Genomic DNA, 26053 nt, shown 5'->3' with positions numbered 1-26053 from the left:
CGGTCAGCGGCGGCGCTGCCGCGCGATGAGTTCACTCACGCTGATCGACTGGCTGTTCTCGGCACCGCCGTGCCGGCCGCGCTGCGAATCCTGCGCGTCGGTCTCCGACCGGTTCGCCGGGGCGTCGTCGGCCCTGCCGGCGGGGGCGCTGTCCTGCGCCGGAGGCGTCGTCGACGGCCGCTCGCCCGCGACCGGCTGATCCGCCGTCCGCGGGTTGGCCCGTCGCAGCTGCGAGAGCCAGTTCTCGATTGCCTGCGGGTCCCGGGTGGGCGCGCCGGACGAGCGCGGCTGCGGCTGAACCTGCGGCCGCACGTACGTCTGGGTCACCGGGGGCGGCACGTCGCCGCGCTGCCGGCGGGGCAGCGGCGGCGTGGCGGGCGGGGAGGACCGCTGGTCCTGCACGGGCGGGACCTGGCCCGGCACTTCTCGCGGGGGCTGGGACGGTGTCTGCTGCGACGGTGTCTGCTGCGACGGCGCCTGCTGCGGGCGGGGGCGCTGGGGCAGGGGACCCTGCGCCTGCGGTTGCGGGGCCGGTGGCCGCTCGGTGCGCGGTTGCTGCGGCTCGGGTGCCGGCGGGCGGGGACGGTCCTGCGGGGGAGCGGGCCGATTCGGCGCCGGGATCCGGCCCGACGGATTCTGCGCTGCCGGCGCCGGCTGCTGTGGCCGTGCCCCGGGAGCCGCCGGGGTCGCCCCGGCCGGACGACGCCGGGGCGGCCGGTCCCGGTCCTCCGGTGCCCGTGCCGGTGGCTCGGCCGGGCGCGGGGCGCGTGGCGGGGCCGACCGGCGCGGTGGCGGCTGCAGGTCGCGGACGCGCCGCTGCTCGGCGGCCGAGCGGGGTGCGGCGATCTTCGGCAGCGGCTGCGTCATCGGATCGTCCGTGGCGACGCCGGCGACGGTGGGCAGGCGGTGCGACCCGGTGGCCGCGACGGTCGCCGGACCGAACATGCCGACCGTGATCAGCTCCGGCACATCCTGCGGCATGAGCTCGTTGTCGAGGATCGGCTCCGCGAGCCCGATCCTGGCCTGGATCCGCTTCATCCACGCCGGTGCCCACCAGCAGTCGTCGCCGAGCAGTTTCATCGTCGCCGGCACGAGCAGCATGCGGATCACCGTGGCGTCGATGATCAGGGCCGCGATCATGCCGTAGGCGATGTACTTCATCATCACCAGTTCGGAGAAGCCGAAGGCGCCGGTGACGACGATCAGGATCAGCGCCGCGGCCGTGATGATGCGGCCGGTGTGCGCCGTGCCGATCCGGATGGATTCGGTGGTGCTCGCCCCCTGCGAGCGGGCCTCGACCATGCGGGAGAGCAGGAAGACCTCGTAGTCGGTGGACAGGCCGTAGATGATCGCGATGATCAGCACGAGCACCGGCGACATGATGGGACCGGGCGTGAAGTTCAGCGGCCCGGCCCCGTGACCGTCGATGAAGATCCACGTCAGGATGCCGAGGGTGGCGCCGAGGCCCAGCGCACTCATCAGCGCCGCCTTGATCGGCAGCACCAGCGACCCGAACGCCAGGAACATCAGCAGGGTCGTGAGCACGACGACCACCGTCACCATCAGCGGCAGCGTGTTCATCAGCGCGGCGATCGAATCCTGTTCGATCGCCGGTGTGCCGCCGACGAGCACCTCCACGCCGTCGGGCCACTGCCCCGCATGCAGGTAGTCGATGGTCTCGGCGGAGTTGTTGCGGTCCTCGAGCCCGGCCTTGACGACGCGGACGCCGTCCCGGGCGGGACCCTCGATGGTGAACTTCTCCACCAGGCCGGGGGCCGCGCTGGCCGTCTGGATGATCTCGTTGAGGTCGCCGCCCTCGGCGCCGCGGACGACGATGCGCACCGGCTCCGCGCGCTGGCCGGGGAACAGTTCGTCGAACTGTTCCTGGGCGAGCCGCGTCGGATGGTCGGGCGGCAGGTAGGTCTCGTTGATGCCGCCGAACTTGATGCCGGTCAGCGGCACGATGAGCAGCAGCAGGCCGATCACCGTGGGGATGGTGACCTTGAGCGGGTTGCGCATCACCCACCGGGTGATCCGTCCCCAGATGCTGTTCTCGACCTGCTCGTTGGACTGGATCTGCCCGAACCGGGACCAGCCCCACTTGTCGATGTTCCGGCCGAGGATGGCGAGCATGGCGGGCAGCAGCGTGATCGAGGTGATCGCCGCCAGCGTCACCGTCGCGATCGCGCCGTACGCGACGGACTTGAGGAAGCCCTGCGGGAACAGCAGCAGGCCGCCGAGGCTGGTGACGACCATCGTGGCGGAGAACACCACGGTGCGCCCGGCCGTCATCACCGTGCGGCGCACGGCGGCGGACGCGGCGTAGCCCTCGGCGAGTTCCTCGCGGAACCGGGACACCATGAACAGGCCGTAGTCGATCGCCAGACCCAGGCCGATCAGCGAGACCACGGGCGCGACGAACGAGTTGACCTCGGTGAAGTTCGTGATGAGCCGCACGATGCCGTTCGCGGCGACGACCGTCAGGCCGCCGGTGATCAGCGGCATCGCGGCCGCGATCACGCCGCCGAAGACGAAGAACAGCAGGATTCCGACCGCCGGGATGGCGAGGAGCTCCATGCGCTTGATGTCCTGCGCCATCGTGTCGTTGAGGGCGCCGGAGATCGGTTGCAGGCCGGCGAGCTGCACGTCGACCCCGTCGATGAGGAACTCGTCCTTCACGTCGCGGAAGTTGTTGGTCAGCTCGGTGTCGTTGTCGCCCGCGATGGCGACCGACGCCACGGCGTGCTGCCGCGACTGGTCCGCCAGCGCCGGCACCGCCGGGGCACCGTTCGTCGGCCAGTACGCACCGTTGATCTTCAGGATCTGATCCGGATGGTCCGCGACCAGCGAGTTGAGACTGTCCTTGACCTTCGCCGCGAACTCCGGATCGTCGACCGTCCTGCCCTCCGGCGCCGTGTACAACGCCAGGACGTCGCCGTTCGTGTCGCGGCCGAAGGTGCCGTCGGCCAGCTTCGCCGCAGCGACGGACTCCGAGCCGGGATCGTCCCAGCCGCTCTGACTGAGATGATCGTTCAGGCTCGCGCCGTACCCGGCGAGCCCGAGCAGACCGGCCACCATCACCGCGATGACGGTGAAGCGCGCACGGTGGACGAGCTCTCCCCAGCGGTCGAACACGAAACTCTCCTATTCGGCCACGCTCTTGCGGCCCACGAGCAGGGCGGACAGCGGTCGGAACGGCTGCAACCAGGCGCCCTCGTCGGGCAGCGAGTCCAGGCTCACGCGTGGCAGCGGCTCACGGAACACCCCCGGGATGTCCTCGAGGTCGACGAAGTCGAGCACCTCGGACGTGACCGCCCAGCTGGCGTGCTCGCGGAAACCGAGGACCTGCACCGCCACGCCGGTCGCGGCGATCTCCTCGAGCGGTTCCCGGAACGCCTGCCCGTCGGCGGAGGCGACCATCACCCCCGCCAGACCCTCACTGCGTCGCAGCGCGATGTGCCGCAACATGTCGGAGTCTACGTCGCTGTCCTCGTCGATCTTCGGCTTGGCGAACACCGCGAAGCCGACGTTGCGCAACGCCTCGACCCACGGGCGCACGACGTCGGCGCTGCCCGGCGCGATGTTCGTGAACACCGTCGCCTCGGGGTCGAGGGTGGCCGTCGTGGTGCGCGAGAGCTCGGACGTGCGGCCGAGCAGCCACCGTCCGAGCGCGTCGAACCGCGGCCGGTAGGCGGCGGTGGGCCGGCCGCCCAGGATGGCACCGAGACCCATGTCCAGGTTCGGCGCGTCCCACACGAGCAGCACCCGCTCGTGCCGCTCGGTGCCGTCCGTCGTGGGGGCCGCGGACACGTCGGACAGTTCTTCGTGGACGCTCATGCCCTGATCTTCCCCCAGACCAGCTCCGTGATGCTGCTGCCCACCCGCTGCGCCTTGTCCTCGAACTTCGTGACGGGGCGCTCGTGGCTGATGGGGGACTCCCAGTCGAGCGTCGTCAGCAACGGCTCGGCGTTGCCCGCCTCGGCGATGGCCTCGGCGTACTCGGCGTGGTCCGTCGCGACGTGCAGCACGCCGCCCGGCTGCAGCCGGCTCGCGATCAGGGCGAACGTCGGCGGCTGCAGCAGGCGGCGCTTGTGGTGGCGGGCCTTGGGCCACGGGTCCGGGAAGAACACCCGCACCCCGGTCAGCGACTCGGGGGCCACCATGTGCTCGAGTACCTCGACCGCGTCGCCGCGCAGGATCCGCAGGTTCCGGATCGGCGTGTCGGTGTCGTAGGTCCGTTCGATCTGCTGCAGCGTCTGCGCGATGCCGGGCTTGTAGACCTCGACGGCGATGAGGTTCACGTGCGGTTCGGTCCGGGCCATCGTCACCGCGGCCGTTCCGGTGCCGGAGCCGATCTCCAGGACGACCGGCGCCGAGCGGCCGAACCAGGCGTCGACGTCGAGCCGGTCGTCGCCGACGTCGCGGCCCAGCTCGGGCCAGCAGCGGTCCCACGACTCCTGCTGCGGGAGCGTCAGCGCGCCCCGCCGCGAGCGGAAACTCGTCACCCGCGGGTACAGACGGTTTCCTCGGGTCGGGCGCTGCTCCAGCGTCTCGGTCGTGTCCAGATCGGCGTCGTTCACCCGACCATTGTCGCGTATCGGGAGGGTGTGTGGCAGGAGGGACTGAAGTGACCACAGTGTTTTCTCAGGGTGCCGGGTTTTCTCAGGGTGCCCCCGGGCCGCTGCCGTCGACGGCAGCCTCTGCCAGAATCGGCGGCGACACACGGGGGTGGTCATGGTGGGGGATGCAGGGACCGCGCACGCTCGGTGGCGGCAGATCGTCGAGGACATCGGCCGGTTCGACGCCCGGGCCGGCCGACAGGTGCAGCGCGCCCTCGACCGGCACGACGCCCCGCTGCGGGTGCAGATCGCGGGTCGCGGCGGCGCCGTCCGTCCCGCGCTCCGCGCAGCCGTCGAGGCGGCGGTCGCGGCGTCGGCACTGGTCGACACCGTGGAGCTCGACTCGCCGGACCGGCCCGAACCGGTCCTCGACGCGGATGTCGTCCTCCTCGTGCTCGCGGCGCGGGTCCACCCCGCCGATCTGGCGGCACTCGTCCGCTCCGCCGATCTGGCGGCACTCGTCCGCTCCGCCGATCCGGCGGCGCTCGTCACACGCGACGACGAACGCCTCGTCGTCGTGCTCGATCGGACCGAAAGACTCGAGGATGCCGGGGCCGCGTTCGCCCGCGCGGCCGCGCACGTGCGACGGCCGGTCCTCACGCCCGGCTCCGGGCCGGCGGCGGTCGTCGAACGACTCGGTTCCGCGCGCCGCCGTCGCGACGCCGTGCTCGCCCGCGACCTGGCGGGCATCGGTGCCGGCCCGCGGGCCCGCGACGTCATCGAGGCCGCCCTCGACGACCTCACCGGATCGTCGCGGTGATCCCGCCCGACGTCGGCGACGTCGTGCGCCGCTGGAACCCGGAGGGATGGGCGCGGCTGCACGCCACGTCGGACCCGCCGCGGATCCGGGTGGCCGGGGTCGACGGCTGCGGCCGCGGGGCGCTCGTCGACGAGCTCACCGCGCTCGGCCCGGCCGTCGACTACGTCCATGACGGTCCCGCGACCGTCGTGCTGATGGTGTTCGAGGCGTCGGCCCACCTCGGCCGGACCGAACTCGCCGTCCTCGAGTCCGCCGGGCGCGGCAGCGGCCGCGTGGTGTGCGCGCTCACCGGAACCGACGTGCACCCGGACTGGCGGGTGGTGCACGAGCGGGACGTCGCGCTGCTGCAACGGCACGCACCCTGGCTCGGTCCGGTGACATTGCTGCCCGTCGGGACGTCGCTCGCCGCCCGCGCCCGTGCTGTCGGCGGCGACGCGGGAGCGGTGCTGCGGCTCGAATCCGGGATCGTCGACCTGCACGAGGCGCTCACGGCGGCGCTGGTCCCGGGTCCGCATGCGGGCCGGGCCCTGCGCAGCGCCGTCGTCGCCGAGACCCGCCACCTCGTGGTGCAGGCGATCGCTGCCCTGCGCGCCGGCGACGACACGGGGGCCCTGCGCGCCGAACGGGCGCGGTGGAGCCTGCGGGCCACCACTCCCGCCGACGACGGAGGGCTCCGCGCCGAGCTGCAACGGGCCCGCATCGACACCGCGCAGGCCGTCGCGGCGGCCGTGCGCGCGGCGTCCGCCGAATTTCGCGACGCGATCGAGACGGTGGACCCGGCGCACGTGCCGCACCTGCTCGACGACGTGGTCCGCGACCTGCACGCCCGGGTCGGCACGGTCGTCACCGAGCGGCTGGCCCGGATCGGACCGGGTGACCCGGAGCCGGCCGGCCCGGCCACCGTGCCCCCGCGGTCCGCGCCGCCGTCCCCGCGACGTCCCGTGGAGGACCGCCTCACCGTGCTGATCGGCGCGTCGGCCGGGGCGGGGCTGGGACGCGTCGCGGTGTCCCCGCTGTCCCTGGTGCCCACGCTCGAGCTGGCGACGGTACCGCTGAGCCTGCTGCTCGGCGCGGCGGCGGCGTGGTGGCTGGTGCGGGTGCGGCGACGGCTCGCCGAACGGGACCGGATGCGCAGGTGGGCGCTCGAGGAACTCGTCGAGGTGCGCGCCGAGCTCGAGGCCGTCGCGCTCGAGCGCATCGTCGACGCGGAGGCCCGGCTCGGGTCCGCGCTCGCCGTCGCGCGCACCGCCCGGCTCGCCACGGCGCGCGACCGCATCGCCGCCCTCGACGACGAGCTGAGACGTCGCGCCGAGGACCGTGCCGGGCAGCTGGCGGCGTGCGAGCGCGATTTCGCCGTGCTCGCCCGGGCGGGAACCGCCGGCCGGCCGGGCGCGTCCAACGGGACGACAGCGTCCGATGGTGTGACACGGCAGTGAGGAGCGCGCGATGGTGGACGGATTCGCCGGCACCGACGACCAGGTGTGGGAGCCCGACGTGCCCGTCCCGGGACGTCCCGCGTTCGGCCCGGGGCTGGCCCCCGCGCTGCTCGACCCGGCTGGACCGGGCGCGCTGCCGCCGGCCGTGGACGTCGACGGCGACGGCCTGCTCGACACCGTCACGTTCGCCACCGCGGACGCACTCGTCGTCGCATCGGACACCGACGCTGACGGGTGGTTCGACCGGGTCACCGAACTCGGCGACGACGGACGATTCGGGGTGTGGCAGTTCCGGCGCGACGTCGACGGTGCGGAGCACTGGACCCGGATTGACGAAGGTCACCTCGATCGAGGAAAGTGAGGCAAATCGCCCGTGCCCCGGGCGTGCGAGGCGGGTACTGTGTTCGCCCTCTGAATCGTTTCTGTGACATTTCCGACCGGCCCCGATTGCCATCACCCCGAAGTCCGGCGTTAACCTCTATGAATAGGACATCCGGCGCCCGCCTCGTCCGTTCGGCCACGGAGGAAGCGGGTGGTACCCCTGCCGAGAGGGGGAGTCCGGGTCCGCCGCTGGTCCCTGGGACGGTTCGTCGCAGGTCGGGGGAGGGATCCGGTTCCGGCGCACCCCAGGAGAGTTTGATGACCTCAGTGACCATTCCCGGTCTGAACGGCACCGATGGCAAGCCCCCGACCCAGCACGCCGAGCTGCTCGCATGGGTACAGGAGGTCGCCGAACTCACTCAGCCCGACCGGGTCGTCTGGGCCGACGGGTCCGACGCGGAATGGGACCGGCTGACCACCCAGCTGGTCGAGGCCGGGACCTTCACCCGCCTCAACGACGAGAAGAAGCCCAATTCCTTCCTGGGCAACTCCGACCCGTCGGACGTCGCGCGCGTCGAGTCGCGCACCTTCATCTGCTCGCGCAACGAGGTCGATGCCGGACCGACCAACAACTGGATGGATCCGGCCGAGATGCGGGCGACCATGACCGAGCTGTACCGCGGCAGCATGCGCGGGCGCACCCTCTACGTGGTGCCGTTCTGCATGGGCCCGCTCGGCGCGGACGACCCGAAGCTCGGCGTCGAGATCACCGACTCGGAGTACGTCGTCGTCTCCATGCGCATCATGACCCGCATGGGTACCGCGGCCCTGGAGAAGCTGGGCACCGACAAGCCGTTCGTCAAGGCCCTGCACTCGGTGGGTGCGCCGCTCGAGCCCGGCCAGAAGGACGTGCCGTGGCCGTGCAACGACACCAAGTACATCACCCACTTCCCGGAGGACCGGGAGATCTGGAGCTACGGCTCCGGCTACGGCGGCAACGCCCTGCTCGGCAAGAAGTGCTACTCGTTGCGTATCGCTTCGGCCATGGCGCACGACGAGGGCTGGCTCGCCGAGCACATGCTGATCCTCAAGCTGATCTCGCCGGAGGACAAGGCCTACTACGTGGCGGCCGCGTTCCCGAGTGCCTGCGGCAAGACCAACCTCGCGATGATCCAGCCGACCATCCCGGGCTGGCGCGCCGAGACCCTCGGCGACGACATCGCCTGGATGCGTTTCGGTGAGGACGGCCGGCTGTACGCGGTGAACCCGGAGTACGGCTTCTTCGGCGTCGCCCCCGGCACCAACCACGGCTCCAACCCCAACGCCATGAAGACGATGGAGGCCGGCAACACGCTGTACACCAACGTCGCGCAGACCGACGACGGCGACGTGTGGTGGGAGGGCCTGGAAGGCAATCCCGAGCACCTCATCGATTGGAAGGGCAACGACTGGACTCCCGAGTCCGGCACCCCGGCCGCGCACCCGAACTCGCGCTACTGCACGCCGATGTCGCAGTGCCCGATCCTCGCCCCCGAGTGGGACGATCCGCAGGGTGTGCCGATCTCCGCGATCCTGTTCGGCGGTCGCCGCAAGACGACTGTGCCGCTGGTGAGCGAGTCCCTCGACTGGCAGCACGGCACCTTCCTCGGCGCGACGCTGTCGTCCGAGCAGACCGCCGCCGCCGAGGGCAAGGTCGGCACCGTCCGTCGCGACCCCATGGCGATGCTGCCGTTCATCGGTTACAACGCCGGCGACTACCTGAACCACTGGATCAACATCGGCAAGTCCGCGGATGCGGACAAGCTGCCGAAGATCTTCTACGTCAACTGGTTCCGTCGCGGCGACGACGGCCGCTTCCTGTGGCCGGGCTTCGGTGAGAACTCCCGTGTGCTCAAGTGGATCGTCGACCGCATCGAGCACCGGGCCGGCGCCCAGACCACGCCGATCGGCTTCGTGCCGACCGCCGCGGACCTCGACCTCGAGGGCCTCGACGTCGACCGCGACGACGTCGACGAGGCGCTGAAGGTCGACGTGGCGGAGTGGAAGGAAGAGCTGCCCCTCATCGAGGAGTGGTTCGAGTTCCTCGGCGAGAAGGTGCCCTCCGGCATCCGCGACGAGTTCGAGGCCCTGAAGCAGCGCCTCGCCTGACGCCTGATCGACCGAATGTCACATCGGATCGCTTGTATCGATCCGATGTGACATTCGGCGTTTCAGGGATGCTCAGGACGACTGACTCGCGAGCCACTCGTCGATGCGACGTCGTGCCTCTTCGGGCGCGACGTCCTCGACGCGCGTCATGATCGCCCACCGGTGCCCGAACGGGTCGAGGATCGTCCCGAACCGGTCTCCGGTGACGAACGTCGAGGGTTCCTCGAAGACCTGCGCACCCTGCTCGACCGCGCGGGCGAACGTCGCGTCGGCGTCGGTGCAGTACAGCACGTAGGAATGGTCGACGGTGTTCGTCCCGTCGGGCGCGCGCAGCCCCATGGCCGGCGCGGGGTCGCTCAGCTGGAGCCGGCCGTGCCCGAAGTCCAGTTCGGCGTGCGCGATCGTGCCGTCGGGCCCGTCGGTTCGTTCGACGACCTCGGCGCCGAAGACCGTGCGGTAGAACTCGACGGCCCGGGCCGCGCCGTCGACGACGAGGAACGGCGTGAGGGAGGTGTAGCCGGCGGGGATCGGATTCACGGAATGCGTCATGCGACGAGTCTCGCGTCGTCTCCGCCGGCCGTATTGAACATTTCCGACATTCCCCGGGACGGCGGTGGTGGGCCGAATGTCACACAGGTTCGATTCGATCGAATGTGTGTGACATTCGGCCCGTTGCAGGGCGCCGGCCCGTTGCAGGGCGCCGGCCCGGCACCGGGGTCACGGCCGGAACACCGCGCGCACGCAGCCGTCCTTCTTGTCCTTGAACATCTCGTACCCGCGCACCGAGTCTTCGAGCGACATGTCGTGGGTGATCAACAGGCTGGGGTCGAGCTTGCCGGCCTGCACGTGCTCGAACAGCCGCGGGACGTACCGCTGTCCGTGTTGCTGGGCGGTGCGCAGGGTCAGGCTCTTGTTGGTGAGCAGGCCCATCGGGAACTTGTCGGTGAGTCCGTAGACCCCGAGGACGGACACCACCCCACCCTTGCGGCACGCCATGATCGCCTGCCGCAGCGGCGTGGCGCGGTCGGTCTCCATCCGCAGCGCCTGCTTGACGCGGTCGTAGATCTGCATCAGGCCGGTGCCGTGGGCCTCCATGCCGACCGCCTCGATGCACGCGTCGGGTCCGCGGCCGCCGGTGCTCTCGCGCAGCGCCTCCTGCATGCTGTCCTCGGCGGAGTAGTCGATCGTCTCCAGCCCCAGCCGGGCGGCGAGGTCGAGGCGTTCGCCCAGGCGGTCGACGACGATCACTCGTTCGGCGCCGAAGATCCGGGCGCTCACGGCCGCCATCAGGCCCACGCCCCCGGCACCCCACACTGCGACGGTGTCGCCGGGGGAGATGTCGCAGAAGTCGGCCCCCATGTATCCGGTGGGCACCGCGTCGGAGAGGAACAGGGCCTGCTCGTCGGTGATCCCCTCGGGGATCGGAAAGCAGTTGACGTCGCCGAACGGCACCCGCACGTACTGCGCGTGCGAACCCTGGTACCCGCCGAACGGGTGGGTGTAGCCGTAGATGCCGCCGGACGGGTAGCCGAGCAGCGGCTGCTGCATCGCAGCGTTCGGGTTGGTGGTGTCACACGCCGAGTACAGGTCGTGGTCGCAGTACCAGCAGGCGCCGCACCCGATGAACGACGGCACGACGACGCGGTCGCCGACGTTCACGGAGGTGACCTCCGCGCCCTTCTCGACGACGTCGCCCATGAACTCGTGCCCGAACACGTCGCCCTCCCGCATGCCGGGGAGATAGCCGTCGATGAAATGCAGATCGGATCCGCAGGTGGTCGTGAGGCGGACCTCCACGATCACGTCGTGCGGGTTGAGCAGCTTCGGGTCCTCGACCGTCTCGACGGACAGGTCGTTCACGCCCATCCAGCACAGCGCTCGCATCAGTGGGATCCTTCCGCTCGGGAGTCGCGTCCGGAGGCACCGGAGCTGCCGCGGGCGCTGTGATTGCCGCGGGCGCTGTGATTGCCGCGGGCGCTGGGATTGCCGCGGGCGCTGGGATTGCCGCGGGCGCTGGGATTGCAGCGCAGGGTCGGCATCTCGCCGGTCTGCAGCAGCGCGCGGGCCCGGTACAGGGCGGTGAACGTGGCCGCGCCGGTGATCAGGCCGGGCACCGGGGTGTCGGCCCGCATGCTCACCTCGGTGCCGAGGCCGTGCGGGGCGGTGGCGAACGACAGCAGGATCCGGGGCGGCTGCGACGAGTCGCCGGCGTCGGTGGCGACGAACTGCAGTTCCCCGTCGCTCTCGAGCACGCGCGTCTCCCACGTGATCGGGTCGGCGCCGAGTTCGAAGGTCCACCGGAGGCGGTCGGGGCCGCTCGCGGCGACGGAGGTGCGCTCCCCGAACACCTGCGACAGATTGGCGGGCTCGCGCCAGAACCGTTGCACCGTTTCGCGGGGTGCGCCGATGGTGACGGTCTGCTGGGGACCGGGGTGGGAGCCGGTGCGTTCGACGACGCGACGGACGACCCCCTCGATCTGCCGCCCGGATCTCTCCACGGTCTTGACGATGTCGAACACGGGTTTCTCCTTCCGGGCGCGGGCGGGCCTGCCCCGTGCCGGGTCTGGTGGGCGACGCCCTACCGCAGCGGGGTGCTGTCCTGCAGGGCTGCGACCGGCCGGCCGGCGACGTTCCGGGCGTGCCGGTGACGAGTCATGACGTCGGCTACCCGCGGGAGCAGGGTGGGCAAACCGGTGGGTCCCCGGGCGGCCGGACCGCTGTGCGGCTCCCCACGTGAATCGGACATCCGCCGGAATGATGCAATAGGTGACGACGGAACCAATCCGGTCGGCACTGCGACCGGGAGGAGGATCGGGCCCATGAGCGGTATCTACAACAATGTCACCGAGCTGGTCGGGCGAACCCCGATCGTGCGGCTGAACCGGCTGACCGAGGGTCTCGGCGCCCAGGTCGCGGTCAAGCTCGAGTTCTACAACCCGGCCAACAGCGTCAAGGACCGGATCGGCGTGGCGATCATCGACGCCGCCGAGAAGTCCGGTGAGCTGCGCCCCGGTGGCACCATCGTCGAGGGGACCAGCGGCAACACCGGTATCGCGCTGGCGATGGTCGGTGCCGCGCGCGGCTACAAGGTCATCCTGACGATGCCCGAGACGATGTCCACCGAGCGTCGCGTGATGCTGCGGGCGTTCGGCGCGGAGATCGTCCTGACCCCCGGCTCCGAGGGCATGGCCGGCGCGGTCGCGAAGGCGGAGGAGATCGTCGCGAAGACCGAGAACGCGATCCTCGCCCGCCAGTTCGCCAACCCGGCGAACCCGGAGATCCACTACCAGACCACCGGTGAGGAGATCTGGAAGGACACCGAGGGCGCGGTCGACATCTTCGTCGCCGGCATCGGCACCGGCGGCACGATCACCGGCGCGGGCCGCAGGCTCAAGGAATACAAGCCGGAGGTGAAGATCGTCGGCGTCGAACCCATCGATTCGCCCATCCTCACCGGCGGACAGCCGGGCCCGCACAAGATCCAGGGCATCGGCGCGAACTTCGTGCCCGACGTGCTCGACCGCGAGGTCTACGACGAGATCGTCGACGTCTCGTTCGACGACGCCGTCCGCGTGGGCCGGGATCTCGGCACGCAGGAGGGCATTCTCGGCGGCATCTCGTCCGGCGCGATCGTGTGGGCCGCTCTGGAGCTGGCGAAGCGTCCGGAGAACGCCGGCAAGCTCATCGTCGCCGTGGTCTGCGACTTCGGTGAGCGGTACATCTCCACTCCGCTGTTCGAGCACATCCGGGACTGAACGCATCGTGAGTGTTCTGCGCACCCTCCGGGAAGACCTGCAGGCGGCCCGCGGCCACGATCCGGCGTCGCGCGGTGACATGGAGAACGCCCTCGTGTATTCGGGGCTGCACGCGATCTGGTCGCATCGGCTCGCACACCGGATGTGGGCGCGGCCGGCGCTGCGGGGACCGGCCCGCATCCTGGCGCAGTTCACCCGCTTCCTCACGGGCATCGAGATCCACCCCGGCGCGACGATCGGACGGCGCTTCTTCGTCGATCACGGCATGGGCGTGGTGATCGGGGAGACCGCCGAGATCGGCGAAGACGTGATGATCTATCACGGCGTCACGCTCGGCGGGCGGTCGCTGGCGCGGACCAAGCGGCACCCCACCATCGGCAACCGGGTCACCATCGGCGCGGGGGCGAAGGTCCTCGGGCCGGTGGTGATCGGCGACGACGTCGCGATCGGCGCGAACGCGGTGGTCACGCGCGACGTGCCCGCCGATTCGATCGCCGTCGGCATCCCGGCGACGATCCGCCCCCGCAAGCAGCACGAGGAACTCGTGGACCCGGCCTGCTACATCGATCCTGCGATGTACATCTGAGGTCTCGCCGGCACCCGCAGTCGGCCGGGCCGAATGTCACATCGCGTCTATCCAACCGACGCGATGTGACATTCGGCCACCTACGAACTCAGGCGCCGTAGCCGGGCGGGTACAGCACCGACTTGGTCTCGCAGAACGCCTCGAGGCCCTCGGGGCCGTTCTCCCGGCCGATGCCGGAATTCTTGTAGCCGCCGAACGGCGAGCCCGGGTCGAAGGCGTACCAGTTGATGCCGTAGGTGCCGGTGCGCACCCGCGACGCCACCTCGAGGCCCTTCTCGACGTCGGTGGTGTACACCGAGCCGGCGAGGCCGTAGTCGGAGTCGTTGGCGATCTCGACGGCCTCGTCGACGCTGTCGTAGGGGATCACGCACAGCACGGGACCGAAGATCTCCTCGCGCGCGACGGTCATGGAGTTGTCGACGTCGGCGAAGATCGTCGGCTCGACGAACCAGCCCTTGTCGAGCCCGGCGGGCCGGCCGCCGCCGAGCACCAGCCGCGCGCCCTCCTCCGTGCCCTTGGCGATGTAGCCCTCGACGCGGTCGCGCTGCTTCGCGGAGATCAGCGGCCCGAGTTGCGCCGCCGCGTCGTCGGGCATGCCGACGGGGAAGAAGGCCGCGGTCGCCACCATCTTCTCGACGACCTCGTCGTAGCGCGAGCGCGGCGCCAGGATGCGGGTCTGGCCGACGCAGGCCTGCCCGGTGTTCATCAGGCCCGACATCACGAGCATCGCGACGGTCGAGTCGAGGTCGGCGTCCTCGAGGACGATGGCGGCGGACTTGCCGCCGAGTTCGAGGGAGCAGCGCTTGAGGTTCCGGGCCGCGATCTCGCCGATGTGCTTGCCGACGGCGGTCGAGCCGGTGAAGGTAATCTTGTCGATGTCGGGGTGCGAGACGAGGTACTCGCCGGTCTCGGCGCCGCCCGGGACGAGCGACAGCACGCCCTCGGGCAGCCCGGCCTCGGCGAAGATCTCCGCGACCGCGTTGGTGGTCAGCGGCGACTCGGGCGCGGGCTTGAGGACCACGGTGCAGCCGGCGAGCAGGGCCGGGCCGAGCTTGTTGATCATCAGGAACAGCGGCACGTTCCAGGCGATGACGGCGGCGACCACGCCGACGGGTTCGCGCGTCACCCGGGAGCGTCCGAAGGCGCCGGTGCGCTCCTCCGTCCACGGGAACGAATCGGCAAGTCCCGCATAGTAGTTGATGGTCGCCAGGGACGGCGTCACCTGCATCATCTGCACGGAGGCGGGCGGCTGACCCATCTCGGCGGACAGCGACGCGGCGAGGTCGGCGCTGCGCTCCTCGAGCAGCTTGGCGGCCTTGGCGAGTACCTGGGCCCGCTCGGACGGTGAGGTGCGGGGCCACGGTCCGTCGTCGAAGGCGGCACGGGCCGCGGCGACGGCGGCGTCGATGTCCGCCGGCCCGGCGACCGGCACCGAACCGACGCGTTCCTCGGTGGCCGGCGAGAACACCTCGAGTCGCTCGTCGGTCGACGGGGCGACCCAGCGGCCGCCGATGAACAGTTTGTCGTAGTCGGTCATGTTCTCTTTCCTCAACGGTCCTGGTTTCTACTGGTCGGATGTCGCTCGGTCGTTGTCGTGCGCGGGGTGGGGGTCGGCGAACCCGGTGAAGCCGTACTGCCGGTGCGGTCCGATCACGGCGACCTCGAACAGTCCGGTGCCGACGGTGTCCGACCCGGCGATCCGGAACCGCGCGAGATGGTCGGTGGGACAGAACATCAGCAGCGCCGGATCGATCTCCCGGACGTCGCGGCGCAGCGCCTGCACGACCAGTTCGCCCTGCCACATGCCGTGCCGCCAGTCCTGTTCGAGTCCGTACCCGGTGCCGATGCCGAGCAGGTTCGGCACCAGCAGTTCGCATTCGACGGTCACCGCCTCGCAGCCGGGCCGGTGGAACGTCAGCGTCGCCCCCGTGACGTTGCGGGTGCCCGGCGCGAACACCAGCCGATGTTCCGGCCGGCCCAGCCATTCGGGCTCGGCGCCGGGCCGGATCCGGACCGCCTCCTCGACCAGCCGGCGGCCGTGGTCGTCCTCCTGCACGATAGTGACGATCGTGTCGTCGTCGAACTGCATCACCGAGTAGATCCAGAAGAATCCGGGCATGCCCTCGTGGGCCGTGCGCCCGGGCGGCTCGGGCTCCCCGACGGGCCGCACCCCCCAGGAGCGGTCGCGGTTGCCGAGCCACGTGCCCGGGTCCACCTGCCGGGTCCGGCCGTCGACGGTGAGGGTGCCCGCCCACCGGCCGGTCTGCACGAACCGGGACGTGTCCATGACGACGCGCTCGAGCCGGCGCAGCCGCTGTGGGGTCTCCTCGGTGGCGGGGACGACCCCGTCGAACGTGAGATCGAAGGACAGGTCGGCGGTTTCGGCATGGCCGGGCTCGAGCACCACCCGCAGCCGCCGCAGCCCCTCGAGCACCTCGATGCGCAGCGGGCCGACGGTGGTGTCGGTGCGATCGGTCCCCAGGGCCCGCGAGGCCCGCACGACGAGGTGGTCGTCGCCGCGGCGCAGCACCGCGAAACCGTCGGCCACACCGAGATTCGGGTACTGGCCCATGCCGACGATCAGGAACAGGTCGGTGGTGTCGGCGGGGTAGCAGTTGAAGTAGTACCGGTCGTAGAAGTTGCGGTCGGACGTGGCGACGCGCCGGATCGGTTCGGCCGTCTGGTGGACGGGGTAGTCGTCCAGGGGGGAGAGGGAACTCACGGCGCCACCCCCTGCCGGTCGGTGCCGTCGAGCATGGCTTCGAGGGCGGCGCGGTGCATGATCGCGTCGTCGGGATGGCCGGGTGGCTGCGCCTGGCCGAAATGCACCGCGCGAGTGTGGATGCGCAGCATGATGATCGCGTGCTGCAGCGCCGCGTGGACGGTGTAGAAGTGCAGGTCGCGCGGGACGTGGCCGGTGCGTTGCGCGTATGCGCGGGCGACGTCGTCCAGGCGCAGGAAGCCCGGCAGGCCGGGCAGCCCGGCCGCGGCGGCGATGTCCTCGAAGAACCTGTGCAGGAACGTCATCCAGGCCAGGTCCATCTCGCGGGCGCCGAGGGTGGCCAGCTCCCAGTCGAGCACCGCGACGGGCCGGAAACCGTCGAACAGGATGTTGCCGATCCGCGCGTCGCCCCAGCACAGCACCGCGGGCGAGCGGTCGTCGGGGCAACGGGCGTCGAGCCAGGCGAGCGCACGTTCGACGAGCGGGGAGCGGGGACCACCGGTGCGGGTCGTCCACTCGTAGTAGGAGCGCTGCCGGTCCAGGTGCGCCCGGACGGCGTCGGTGACGGTGCCGGCCGGTCCCAGCCCGGCGGCCACCGGGGCGACGTCGTGGATCCGGGCCAGCACGTCGACGCACGCGTCCTGCATGGCGGCACGCTCGGCGTCGCCGGCCTCGGTGACCCAGGAGCCGAAGTTGTACGGCATGACATCCGGTGGCACCCGGCCCGCCACCCGGGTCATGACGAAGAACGGGGCCCCGAGCGGCGCGGGATCGGGCTCGTACCAGTGCACCCGGGGGACGGGGATGGTGGAGTGCTCGCCGACGGCGCGCATGACCCGGGCCTGACCCTCGAGGTCGTAGGCGGGGAAGACGGGCACGGTGGTGTCGGCGGGGGCGACGCGGGCGACGAGCGGATGGTCGGTGCCGTCCCAGCGGGCGTCGAACAGCAGCGTCTCGCTGGACATGCCGGTGGTCTCGGGGAGGTGCACGTTCTCGACGACGGGGGCGGTGACCTTGGTGGCGAGCCAGCGCTGCAGGTTCTCGCGGACCTGTCCGGGATCCCGGCGGGAGTCGCGGGGGCGCGCGACCTCGGCATCGTGGGCGGAGCCGTCCTGGGCGCCGTGCGCCGACGCGTCGGGGTCGATGCTCACGCGCTCTCCTTCCGGCCACCGGGGCTGTGACCTCGAACACTAGAACACGTTACAAGTTTTCGGAAGGGGTCAGCCGAGGTGTGTCCCGAACCAGGCGAGCATGCGGTCGTATGCCTGCGCGGCCGCGTCCGCGTTGTACCGCGGTCCGGTGTCGTTGAAGAACGCGTGGTCGGCGCCGGGGTAGGTCACCACCTCGTGCACCAGGCCCGCGCGCTCGAGGGCGGCGGTCGCCGCGTCCCGCGACGCGTTCACCCGCTGGTCGAGTTCGGCGTAGACCGCGAGGACGGCGGCCCGCGACCCGGCGAAGTCGGCGCCGTCGGGCAGCGGTCCGTAGAACGGGACGGCCGCCGCGAGGCGCGGGTCGCCGGTCGTCAGCAGCAGCCACGTCATGCCGCCGCCGAAGCAGAACCCCACGGCCCCGATGCGCCGGTCGGGCACCCGTCGCGTCAACTCGTCGATGCCCGAGCGCATGTCCTGGGAGAATCGTTGCGGCGGAACGGTACTCAGTGCGGCCGTGGCCTGCGCCGGGTCGGCGAACGACGCCGTGCCCCCCTCCTCGGAGAGCAGGTCGATCGCGAGTGCCGAGTAGCCCGCCCCCGCCAGGCGCCCGGCCACCGATCGGATGTGGTCGTTGAGCCCCTTGTTCTCGTGGACCACGAGCACGGCGCCCCGGGGGTCCGCCGCCGGCGCCCACGCACCCTGCAGCGTCCGCCCGTCCGGGCCGGGGAACGTGATCGCCTCCGTCGCAACGGCATCTGCGCTGCCCGGCGGCGCCACCGGCGACGTCGGGGCCGGAGTGCCCGAGGTCGCTCCCGGAGTCGCGGAAGGCGTTGCGGGCGAGCCGTTCTCGTTTGCGCAGGCGGCGAGCAGCGAGGATGCCGCGGTGAGGGTGAGCCCCAGCAGCCCCAGCCGTCGCAGCGCCTCGCGGCGGGTGAGCAGACCGTCGGCGTGGTCCACCGCGATCTCCTCGGCGATGTAGCGCTGGAAAGGCGTCATGGCCGCTCCCGTCCCGAGGACACTGTCTTCGTATTGTGACGCGACGGGGGCCGCGGTGCGGGCGATTCGCGCCGAAGCTCAGTCCCCGAGGGCCAGGATCCCGGCGCCGGTCAGGGTCCCCACGGCGGCGAGCCGCGCCGGCACGATCTCCAGCCCGGTCAGGAACGGCAGCCGCGCGTGCCGGGCCGCGGCCTCGCGCATCGGCCGCCACATCGGCTCCCCGGCCTGCGCGAACCCGCCGCCGACCACCACGAGGTCCACGTCCACCAGCGCCGCGGCCGACGCGAACACCTCCCCGAGCGCCGCCCCCGCACGCCCCAGGGCCGCGACCGCGACCGGATCTCCCGCGCCCGCGGCGCGGGCCAGCGCCGCCCCGTCGGCACCGGACCAGCCGTGCTCCCGCGCCCACCGCACCGCGGCCGGCCCGCTCGCCACGGTCTCGACGCACCCGACACCCCCGCACGCGCACGGGTCGGCGCCCACGCTCGACACCATGTGCCCGATGTGGCCCGCATTGCCCGTCCGGCCCCCGGCGATCCGGCCGCCCAGCACCAGACCGCCACCGATGCCGGTCGAGACCACGACGCCGACGAGGTCCGTCGCACCCCGGCCCGCCCCGAGCCGGTGCTCGGCCAGCGCGGCCGCGGCCCCGTCGACCGCGAGCCGCACCCGCGACCGCGGGAACAGGCCGCGCACGGCGTCGACCAGGCCGAAACCGCCCGCCCACTCGCCGATGTTGATCGGCGCCACCACACCGGCGCCGACGTCGACCGGCCCGGCGCTCGCGATCCCCACGGCCGTCACCTCGGCTCCCGCGGAGACCCGACGCAACAGCTCCGCGCATGCCGCCCACACGCCGGCCGCGGGCGTCGGCACCGTCCGCGGTGCGTCGAGCGTGCCGTCGGCGCGGACGCGGGCGGCCGCCATCTTGGTGCCGCCGACGTCGAGGGCGAGCGCGACCATCAGCGCCTGCGCAGCACGAGCACCAGATTGCTGACCAGGAACTCCCGCACCGCGGGGACCCGCACCAGCCACCACGCCCAGCGCGGGTGGTACCGGGGGAACGCGGCCAGCAGCTCGCCGTGCGGCGTCGAACGCGCCCACCGCAGCCCGTCGCCGCAACCCACCTCGAACAACGAGACCCCGTACCGGTTCTTCGGCTCCCGCCCGTGCCGGCGGGCGTAGCGCCGCGCCGCGTACTCGCCGCCGAACGCGTGCCACGGGCCGGTCTCGTGCCCGCCGAACGGGCCCCACCACAGGGTGTACGACAGCACCGTCAGCCCGCCCGGCCGCGTCACCCGCAGCATCTCGTCGGCCATCACCCACGGCTGCGCCACGTGCTCGGCGACGTTCGAGGAGAAGCACACGTCCACCGATCCCGTGCGCAGCGGCAGCGCGAGGCCCGAGCCACGGATCGACCCGCCCACCGCGAGACCGGCCGCGTGCATCTCCGACGGATCCGGCTCGACCGGCACGTAGCGGGCGCCCGACGCGCCGAACACCTCCGCGAAGTACCCCGGCCCGCCGCCCACGTCGACGACGGTCGTGCCGGTCAGGTCCCGGCCGGTCAGTCCCGCGTACAGATCACCGATCAGTTCCACGGTGTCGCGCGCGAGCGCCCCGTAGAACAACTCGGGCGCGGACTGCTCGTGCCGGAAGTCGCCGAGCAGCCCGACGGACCGGCGCAGGGTCGCGCGCCGGGCGAAGGTTCGAGCCACCGGGGGGACGGGCAGGGTCGGAACAACCACGAGGAGCAACCATAGCGGCCACCGCACCGCACTACCCGCCGGTAACCCTCCACCGCGGGCGGCCCCGCACCCGTTAGTGTGTTCCGGGATACAACCGTCGACGACGAACCACAGGGGGTCGCCACGTGCGCGAGGTTCTGTTGCTGTGCTGGCGCGATACCGGGCATCCCCAGGGTGGGGGCAGCGAACGCTACCTCGAACAGGTCGGCGCCCAGCTCGCCGCGCGCGGCATCCGCGTCACCCTCCGCACCGCCGCCTACCCCGGCGCCCCCGGCCGCGACGAGATCGACGGCATCACCGTCAGCCGCGGCGGCGGCCGGCTCACCGTCTACCCCCGCGCCCTCGCCGCGATCGCCGCCGGCCGTCTCGGATTCGGTCCGCTGCGCCACCTCCGGCCCGACGCGGTGATCGACACCCAGAACGGCATCCCGTTCTTCGCCCGCCTCGTCGCCGGCGCGCCCGTGACCGTGCTCGTGCACCACTGCCACCGTGAGCAGTGGCCCGTCGCCGGCCGCGTCATGGCCAGGCTCGGCTGGTGGATCGAGTCCGCCCTGTCGCCGCGCCTGCACCGCGACGACCAGTACCTGACCGTGTCGTTGCCGTCCGCCGACGAACTGATGGCCCTCGGCGTCGACCGTGACCGCATCGCCGTCGTCCGCAACGGCGCCGACGCCGTCCCCGCCGGGGTCGAGCCCGGCGACGAACACACCCGCACCGCGCACCCCACCGTGTGCGTGCTGTCGCGGCTCGTGCCGCACAAGCAGATCGAGGACGCCCTCGCCGCCGTCGCCGCGCTGCGCGACCGCGTCCCCGGCCTGCACCTCGACGTCATCGGCGGCGGCTGGTGGGAGAGGAACCTGCGCGCGGCCGCCGCGGACCTCGGCATCACCGATGCCGTCACCTTCCACGGCCACGTCGCCGAGGACCGCAAGCACGAACTGCTCTCCCGGTCCTGGGTGCACGTGATGCCTTCGCGCAAGGAGGGCTGGGGGCTGGCCGTCGTCGAGGCCGCGCAGCACGGCGTGCCCACCGTCGGCTACCGCAGCTCGCGGGGACTGACCGACTCGATCATCGACGGCGTCACCGGCGTGCTCGTCGACTCCGCGGACGAGCTCACCGACGCCGTCGCCGACCTGCTCGCCGACGCGGATCGTCGCCGCACCCTCGGCGGCAAGGCCCGGGTGCGGGCCGCAGAGTTCTCCTGGTCCGCGACCGGCGACGGGGTGCACGAGGTGCTCGCCGCGACGGCCGCGGGCCGCCGCGTCTCAGGACTGTTCCCGCGCCCGGCGGAGGCCGCCGTGGTGCTCGCGGCGCCGGGCGGGCCGTCGCAGGACCAGCAGGCCCACGAGCCCGCCTGCTGACACCGCCGCCCACAGTGCGTGCGCGGCGATCGCCGCCGTCCGGTCGTCCGACCGCGTCCCGTCGACCCCCGGCACCCGGTACAGCGACAGCGCGGCATCGGAGAACACCGGCTCGAGCTGCTCGAGCGCGCGGGCCGAGTCGCCGAGGTCCCCGGGCGTGCCGTGCTCGACGAGCACCCAGCCCACGCCGTGGGCAGCGAGGTCGGCCGGCGCCGCCCCGGCCAGCAGCAGGCGCTCCACCTCCGCGGCGCCCCGACCCTCGCCGGCGACGGTGCCGCCGGCGACGATCAGCTCCCCGGACTGCAGCACGTCCGCGCGCAGCATCCGAGGTGCCGGATCGAGAACCGGTGCGGCGCCGCTGAACGCGAATCGCCGGAACATTCCGGCCGGCAGCACCGCCACGTCGCCGGCGCCCGCCGGCACCGCCGCCGCGACCCGCTGCCACGCGTCCGGATACTGCACCGGCCGCACCCGCCCGCCCACGCCCCACGCCAGATCCGGAAGGGCCAGCAGCACGGTCAGCGCGGCCGCCGTGGCCCAGGCGCCGGCCCGGCCGCCGAACCGCCCGCGCACCGTGCCGACACCTGCCGCGGCAGCCAGCGCGTACAGCGGCACCGCCCACGCCACCCACTTCTGGGTGTCGCGCAGCAGACCCGCGCCCGGCACGTGCACCATCGCCCACGCTCCGGCCCGCAACCCCGTCCCCGTCGCCGCGAGGGCCGGACCGAGCACCGCGACCGCCGCCAGCGCCGTCAGCACCCCCAGCACCGGGTTGCGCCGGCGCCGCCACAGCGCCGGCACCCCGCACGCCACCACCAGCAGCAGCGCCGCCGTGCCGACCAGCGCCCACACCGTCGCCCGCGAACCGGGCACCGCGTCGGCGTTCCAGATGCCCCCGAGCCCCGCCACGCTGCCGAGCGTGCCCAGGGCGGGCTCGGCCCGCGCCGCGAACGCCCGCACCCCCGCCGGATCCGACCCGTCGCCCGCGCCGCCGGAGAGGGCCGTCGCCACCAGCCACGGCGCCGCCACCGCAGTCGCCAGCGCCACCGCGCCCGCGAGACGGGGAAGCAGTGGGGACCGCCCGCCCGGGGCGGCCAGCACGGCCAGCGCCGTCACCGACGCCAGCAGCGCGCCCGTCGGCGTCAGCCCCGCCGCGCCCAGGCACACCGCCAGCGACGCCCACCCGGAGCGGGCGCCCCGTCGCACCGCCACCGAGGCCACCACCGTCCACGGCAGCGCCGCGTAGCCCACCAGCAGGCTCCAGTGCCCCTGCAGCAGCCGCTCCGCCACGTACGGGTTCCACACGAAAACCGTCGCCGCCACCAGCCGCGCCGGCAGACCGGCCGCCGGCAACAGCACCGCCACCAGGCGGGCGCCGCCCCAACCGGCCGCCCACAGGGCGCCGGTGAGCAGCGCCGTCACCACCACACCGCCGTCCACCACCGCACTCGCCGTCGCCAGCAACGCGTCCTGCGGCACCGCCCGCGCCGCGGCGTCGGTCAGACCCAGCGCCGAATCCGTCAGGAAGGACCGCGGGGTGCTCACCGCGTCGCGCAACAGCAGGTAACCGGGGGAGACGAGCAGCGGCCCGAGCACCACGACCGCCAGGGCCAGGCTGTAGAGGGCCGGGACAGCGGGACGCAGCGACACCGGCCTGGGCATGGCCGCACAATACCCAGCCCGCCCCGGCACCCCGGTCCGGATCCGGTGCCTCGCCGCCCGCACCCGGCGGCGTGCAACCATGGTCCGATGCCGCGACCTGAGACGCCGCGCTCGGCCACCGGAACCACCGTCGCCGGGATGACGATGGTGACCGCCGGGGCCATGACCGCCAACCTGGCCTCCTACCTGCTGCACCTGCCGGCCGCCCAGTGGCTCGGCCCCGCGGGGTACGGCGAGTTCGCCGGCCTGCTGGCCGCCCAGTTGGTGCTGGCCGTGCCGGCGCTCGCGCTGCAGACGGTCGTCGCTCGGGAGACCGTGCTCGGTGCCGGCACCGCGTCCCTGCGCCGTCTCGGGTACCGCTGCGCGGGCCTCGCCGGGTTCGTCGCGCTGGCCGTCGTGCCGCTCGTCGCGTGGGCCCTCGACACCAGCGTCGCCGGTGCCCTCGGCTCGCTCGTCACCGCGCCGCTGCTGGTGCTGCTCGCCGCCGAGCAGGGCCTGCTGCAGGGGCGGGGACGGTTCGGCGCGCTCAGTGTCGTCCTCGCCGCGGCCGGCGTGGCGAAGGTCGTGCCCGCCGTCGCGGTGCTCGCCGCCGGCGGCGGGCCCGGGGCGGCGCTGTTCGCCGGGGCGGTCGGCACCGGGTTCGTCGCGGCCGGGGCCGCCGCGCTCGTGTCGAGCTCCCCGGCGGGACCGGAGTCGGGTGCCGCCCCGGCGGTCGGCGTGCCCGCGGTGCTGCGCGCCTCCCAGGTGCAGCTGGCGCTGATCGCCCTGACCTCGCTGGACCTGCTGCTCGCCCGCGCCGTGCTCGACCCGGAGGATGCCGGGCTGTACGCGCTCGGCGCCGTCGCGACGAAGGTCGCGTTCTGGCTGCCGCAGGCCGTCGGGGTGGTGCTGTACCCGCGGATGGCCAACCCCGCCCAGTCCGCGGCCGCCGTCCGGTCCGCCCTGGCCGTCCTCGTCGGGATCGGCGCGGTCCTCGTCGCCGGGGCGGCCGTGTGTGCGCCGCTGGTGCCGCTGCTCGTCGGCGACGCGTACGCCCCGGTGCAGTCGCTGCTGTGGCTGTTCGCGCTGCAGGGCGCATGCCTGGCGGTGCTGCAGGGGGCACTGCTGTCCGCGATCGCGGGCGAGCGCACCCATCTCGCCGCCGTCGCGTGGGCCGGCCTCGCGGTGGAGGCCACCCTCATGCTCACCGTCGCGTCCACCACCCGGCAGTTCGTGCTCGTCGCCGTGGCCGTCGCGGCCGTCACCGCCACGGTGGTCTCCGTGCTGGCGGTCCGCGCGGCCCACCCCGCGGGGCCGAATGTGACAGCTGTTCGATCCGACTGACCCCGTGTGACATTCGGTTGCCGCGGGCCGAACGAGCGCGCCCACGAAAACGCCGATGCCCCTCCCCGAGCGGATCGGGGAGGGGCATCGGCGCTCGTGACTACTGCTGCGGCGGTTCCTTGCGCAGGTCGGTGCGCGGGATCTCCTGCGTCTGGTCGGTGGTCCAGTCCCGCTGCTGCGGGGGAGCGTCCGTGCGGGGGATCTCCTCGGTGCGGTCGCTGGTCCAGTCGCGCTGTCCCGGCGCGGCATGGGCCGGGCCGGCCGGGGCGGTCGGGCCGCCCGTCGCGGCGACGGGACGGCCGGTGCGGCCGCTGCCGCCGCGCAGGCCGAGCACGATGCCGGCGATCAGGGAGATCAGACCGAGGATGCCGAGGATGATCGGCACGGTGCGACCGAAGAGGCTGAGGGTGTCGATGCCGTTCTTGGCCTGGTCCACCTGGAACTCGATGGTGTCCTCGTTGAACGGCAGGCTCACCTGCAGCACCGTCACCTCGGGACGGTTCGCCTCGCGGGCGTAGTACTGGTACTGCTGCTCCTGGCCCTTGATGACGACGCCGGTCTCCGGCTCGACCCACAGGTCACGAACGTTGGTGTACCACCGGGTCATGGTCACCGGCGTCTCGCCGCCCTCGACGCCCCACGTGGAGGCGGGCAGGCTCAGCTTGTAGGTCGGCACCGACGGATCGACCGTGGACAGGTCGATCGGCCCGACCTCGTGCCGGAAGTGGTAGACCTTGACGCCGTTGATCTCGGTCTCGTCGATGTAGTCGATCGGGAACGTCTCGCGCGCGTTCAGATCGAAGTACGGGTACGACTTCTGCTCGGTGCCGAACGGGAAGCGGTACTGCAGGCCGTCGCGGTTCGGGATCTCCGCCGGCGGCGCCGTCGCCGAGGTCTGGATGGTGCTGACGGCGTCCGGGTTCTCCTCCTGGGTGACGGGCATGCCGCTGACCCGGTCCACGGTGACCCGGTCGACGGTGGCGGAGACCAGGCCCGTGTCACCCTGCATGTCCAGGCGACGGACCGTCTGGCCGGCCTGCAGGGTCATGATGTCGGCGTCCGACGGCTCCTCCACGGTGACGAACCGCTGCGCCACGATCGGCACGTCGGTGTCGACCTGCGCCCGCCCCGACAGCAGTGCCCGCGCGTTGAGGATGTCGCCGGTGCCCTCGGCGACCGTGGTCACCTCGAGATCCAGCGGCGTCTTGGCGAGCTTGCCGACGGTATAGGTCGGGATCAGTATCGCCGCGACAATAAGGAAGGCGCCCAGGCCCACCAACGCCAATGCCAGTTTCCGGCCCGAGCCCGAACGCTCAGCCATGCTGTGTCTCCTCACTCAACGGTTCCATCGAGTACCCCCACCGGCAGCCGGTCTGCACGGATCGCCTGGCATCCGGCTCGCGAATACCACGTGAGCCCAGACACTAACAGGGCAGCCGCCCGGCGCGCGCCACCGCGCGGACTC

General features: G+C 72.4%; 23 protein-coding genes. 8 read left to right on the top strand and 15 right to left on the bottom strand.

The genetic code is table 11. The features are described from left to right. Positions 1-3 precede the first annotated feature (3 nt). The 3 genes from KZJ41_RS24160 to trmB are packed head-to-tail and all read right to left on the bottom strand — an operon-like array spanning position 4 to position 4580. Complete coding sequence (locus tag KZJ41_RS24160) at positions 4-3135, bottom strand: MMPL family transporter (RefSeq protein WP_251549753.1); 3132 nt, start codon at positions 3133-3135, stop codon at positions 4-6. A 9-nt stretch (positions 3136-3144) separates the two neighbouring features. Beyond that, positions 3145-3837: an NYN domain-containing protein gene (locus KZJ41_RS24155; RefSeq protein ID WP_006940232.1), complete on the bottom strand. Its 693-nt coding sequence runs from the start codon at positions 3835-3837 to the stop codon at positions 3145-3147. Continuing rightward, positions 3834-4580: a tRNA (guanosine(46)-N7)-methyltransferase TrmB gene (trmB, locus tag KZJ41_RS24150; RefSeq protein WP_029546125.1), complete on the bottom strand. Its 747-nt coding sequence runs from the start codon at positions 4578-4580 to the stop codon at positions 3834-3836. Before trmB ends, KZJ41_RS24155 begins: the two co-directional genes overlap by 4 nt. Positions 4581-4734: 154 nt before the next feature. Here trmB and KZJ41_RS24145 point away from each other — a divergent pair, with 154 nt between their 5' ends. The 4 genes from KZJ41_RS24145 to KZJ41_RS24130 all read left to right on the top strand — a co-directional run bounded on the left by KZJ41_RS24145 (position 4735) and on the right by KZJ41_RS24130 (position 9284). Next, on the top strand, positions 4735-5379 hold the full coding sequence (locus tag KZJ41_RS24145; protein WP_251549751.1) for a hypothetical protein: 645 nt from the start codon (positions 4735-4737) through the stop codon (positions 5377-5379). Beyond that, positions 5376-6815 carry a hypothetical protein gene (locus KZJ41_RS24140; protein ID WP_102799652.1) on the top strand — a complete coding sequence of 480 codons (1440 nt, stop codon included), beginning with the start codon at positions 5376-5378 and terminating at the stop codon, positions 6813-6815. Before KZJ41_RS24145 ends, KZJ41_RS24140 begins: the two co-directional genes overlap by 4 nt. A gap of 10 nt (positions 6816-6825) precedes the next feature. Continuing rightward, positions 6826-7176: a DUF6802 family protein gene (locus tag KZJ41_RS24135; RefSeq protein WP_050035917.1), complete on the top strand. Its 351-nt coding sequence runs from the start codon at positions 6826-6828 to the stop codon at positions 7174-7176. Between the two features lie 278 nt (positions 7177-7454). Continuing rightward, a complete protein-coding gene (locus KZJ41_RS24130) occupies positions 7455-9284 on the top strand; it encodes a phosphoenolpyruvate carboxykinase (GTP) (RefSeq protein WP_029546116.1) in 1830 nt (609 codons plus the stop codon). Positions 9285-9356: 72 nt separating this feature from the next. Here the strand turns inward: KZJ41_RS24130 and KZJ41_RS24125 are convergent, their stop codons facing one another. From KZJ41_RS24125 to KZJ41_RS24110, 4 genes are all read right to left on the bottom strand, one after another. Further along, the gene (locus KZJ41_RS24125) at positions 9357-9833 is read right to left on the bottom strand and encodes a VOC family protein (RefSeq protein WP_029546114.1); all 477 of its coding nucleotides are present in this window, start codon (positions 9831-9833) and stop codon (positions 9357-9359) included. Positions 9834-10001: 168 nt separating this feature from the next. After that, on the bottom strand, positions 10002-11168 hold the full coding sequence (locus KZJ41_RS24120; RefSeq protein WP_102799313.1) for a zinc-dependent alcohol dehydrogenase: 1167 nt from the start codon (positions 11166-11168) through the stop codon (positions 10002-10004). Next, on the bottom strand, positions 11168-11803 hold the full coding sequence (locus tag KZJ41_RS24115; protein ID WP_251549749.1) for a hypothetical protein: 636 nt from the start codon (positions 11801-11803) through the stop codon (positions 11168-11170). The genes KZJ41_RS24120 and KZJ41_RS24115 overlap by 1 nt, the downstream gene beginning before the upstream one ends. 59 nt (positions 11804-11862) lie before the next feature. Continuing rightward, a complete protein-coding gene (locus KZJ41_RS24110; RefSeq protein WP_157127555.1) occupies positions 11863-12030 on the bottom strand; it encodes a hypothetical protein in 168 nt (55 codons plus the stop codon). A 73-nt stretch (positions 12031-12103) separates the two neighbouring features. On the opposite strand from KZJ41_RS24110, the gene cysK reads away from it, so the two are divergent. Both cysK and epsC read left to right on the top strand, forming a co-directional pair. After that, complete coding sequence (gene cysK / locus KZJ41_RS24105) at positions 12104-13039, top strand: cysteine synthase A (RefSeq protein ID WP_006940240.1); 936 nt, start codon at positions 12104-12106, stop codon at positions 13037-13039. 7 nt (positions 13040-13046) lie between these two features. Next, positions 13047-13625: a serine O-acetyltransferase EpsC gene (gene epsC / locus KZJ41_RS24100; RefSeq protein WP_006940242.1), complete on the top strand. Its 579-nt coding sequence runs from the start codon at positions 13047-13049 to the stop codon at positions 13623-13625. Between the two features lie 88 nt (positions 13626-13713). On the opposite strand, the gene KZJ41_RS24095 is transcribed toward epsC, so the two are convergent. From KZJ41_RS24095 to KZJ41_RS24070, 6 genes are all read right to left on the bottom strand, one after another. Continuing rightward, positions 13714-15162 (bottom strand): aldehyde dehydrogenase, encoded by a 1449-nt coding sequence (locus tag KZJ41_RS24095; RefSeq protein ID WP_029546090.1) that lies wholly within the window; start codon positions 15160-15162, stop codon positions 13714-13716. Between the two features lie 27 nt (positions 15163-15189). Beyond that, positions 15190-16347 (bottom strand): hypothetical protein, encoded by a 1158-nt coding sequence (locus tag KZJ41_RS24090; protein ID WP_102799311.1) that lies wholly within the window; start codon positions 16345-16347, stop codon positions 15190-15192. Beyond that, positions 16344-17498, bottom strand: coding sequence for a phosphotransferase family protein (locus tag KZJ41_RS24085; protein ID WP_102799310.1), 1155 nt, complete (start codon positions 17496-17498; stop codon positions 16344-16346). Before KZJ41_RS24085 ends, KZJ41_RS24090 begins: the two co-directional genes overlap by 4 nt. Before the next feature lie 69 nt (positions 17499-17567). Then, positions 17568-18494 (bottom strand): dienelactone hydrolase family protein, encoded by a 927-nt coding sequence (locus KZJ41_RS24080; protein ID WP_029546065.1) that lies wholly within the window; start codon positions 18492-18494, stop codon positions 17568-17570. 78 nt (positions 18495-18572) lie between these two features. After that, the gene (locus KZJ41_RS24075; protein WP_029546063.1) at positions 18573-19457 is read right to left on the bottom strand and encodes an ROK family protein; all 885 of its coding nucleotides are present in this window, start codon (positions 19455-19457) and stop codon (positions 18573-18575) included. Then, positions 19457-20212: a class I SAM-dependent methyltransferase gene (locus KZJ41_RS24070; RefSeq protein ID WP_029546061.1), complete on the bottom strand. Its 756-nt coding sequence runs from the start codon at positions 20210-20212 to the stop codon at positions 19457-19459. The genes KZJ41_RS24075 and KZJ41_RS24070 overlap by 1 nt, the downstream gene beginning before the upstream one ends. Before the next feature lie 155 nt (positions 20213-20367). Between KZJ41_RS24070 and KZJ41_RS24065 the strand changes: the two genes are divergently transcribed. Next, the gene (locus KZJ41_RS24065) at positions 20368-21603 is read left to right on the top strand and encodes a glycosyltransferase family 4 protein (RefSeq protein WP_029546059.1); all 1236 of its coding nucleotides are present in this window, start codon (positions 20368-20370) and stop codon (positions 21601-21603) included. Here the strand turns inward: KZJ41_RS24065 and KZJ41_RS24060 are convergent. Then, complete coding sequence (locus KZJ41_RS24060) at positions 21508-23265, bottom strand: hypothetical protein (RefSeq protein WP_251549747.1); 1758 nt, start codon at positions 23263-23265, stop codon at positions 21508-21510. The two genes, KZJ41_RS24065 and KZJ41_RS24060, sit on opposite strands and share 96 nt — an antisense overlap. Before the next feature lie 87 nt (positions 23266-23352). On the opposite strand from KZJ41_RS24060, the gene KZJ41_RS24055 reads away from it, so the two are divergent. Next, positions 23353-24588 (top strand): polysaccharide biosynthesis protein, encoded by a 1236-nt coding sequence (locus tag KZJ41_RS24055; protein ID WP_029546055.1) that lies wholly within the window; start codon positions 23353-23355, stop codon positions 24586-24588. Between the two features lie 100 nt (positions 24589-24688). Here KZJ41_RS24055 and KZJ41_RS24050 read toward each other — a convergent pair whose 3' ends face one another. Beyond that, a complete protein-coding gene (locus KZJ41_RS24050; protein WP_029546053.1) occupies positions 24689-25909 on the bottom strand; it encodes a DUF3068 domain-containing protein in 1221 nt (406 codons plus the stop codon). Positions 25910-26053 lie beyond the last annotated feature (144 nt).

This window comes from Rhodococcus sp. 11-3, assembly GCF_023704055.1.
In the GTDB taxonomy this organism is placed as follows: Bacteria; Actinomycetota; Actinomycetes; order Mycobacteriales; family Mycobacteriaceae; genus Rhodococcus; species Rhodococcus aetherivorans.
The sequence above is the reverse complement of the archived record's forward strand: the minus strand, read 5'-3'. Positions and strand labels throughout refer to the sequence as shown.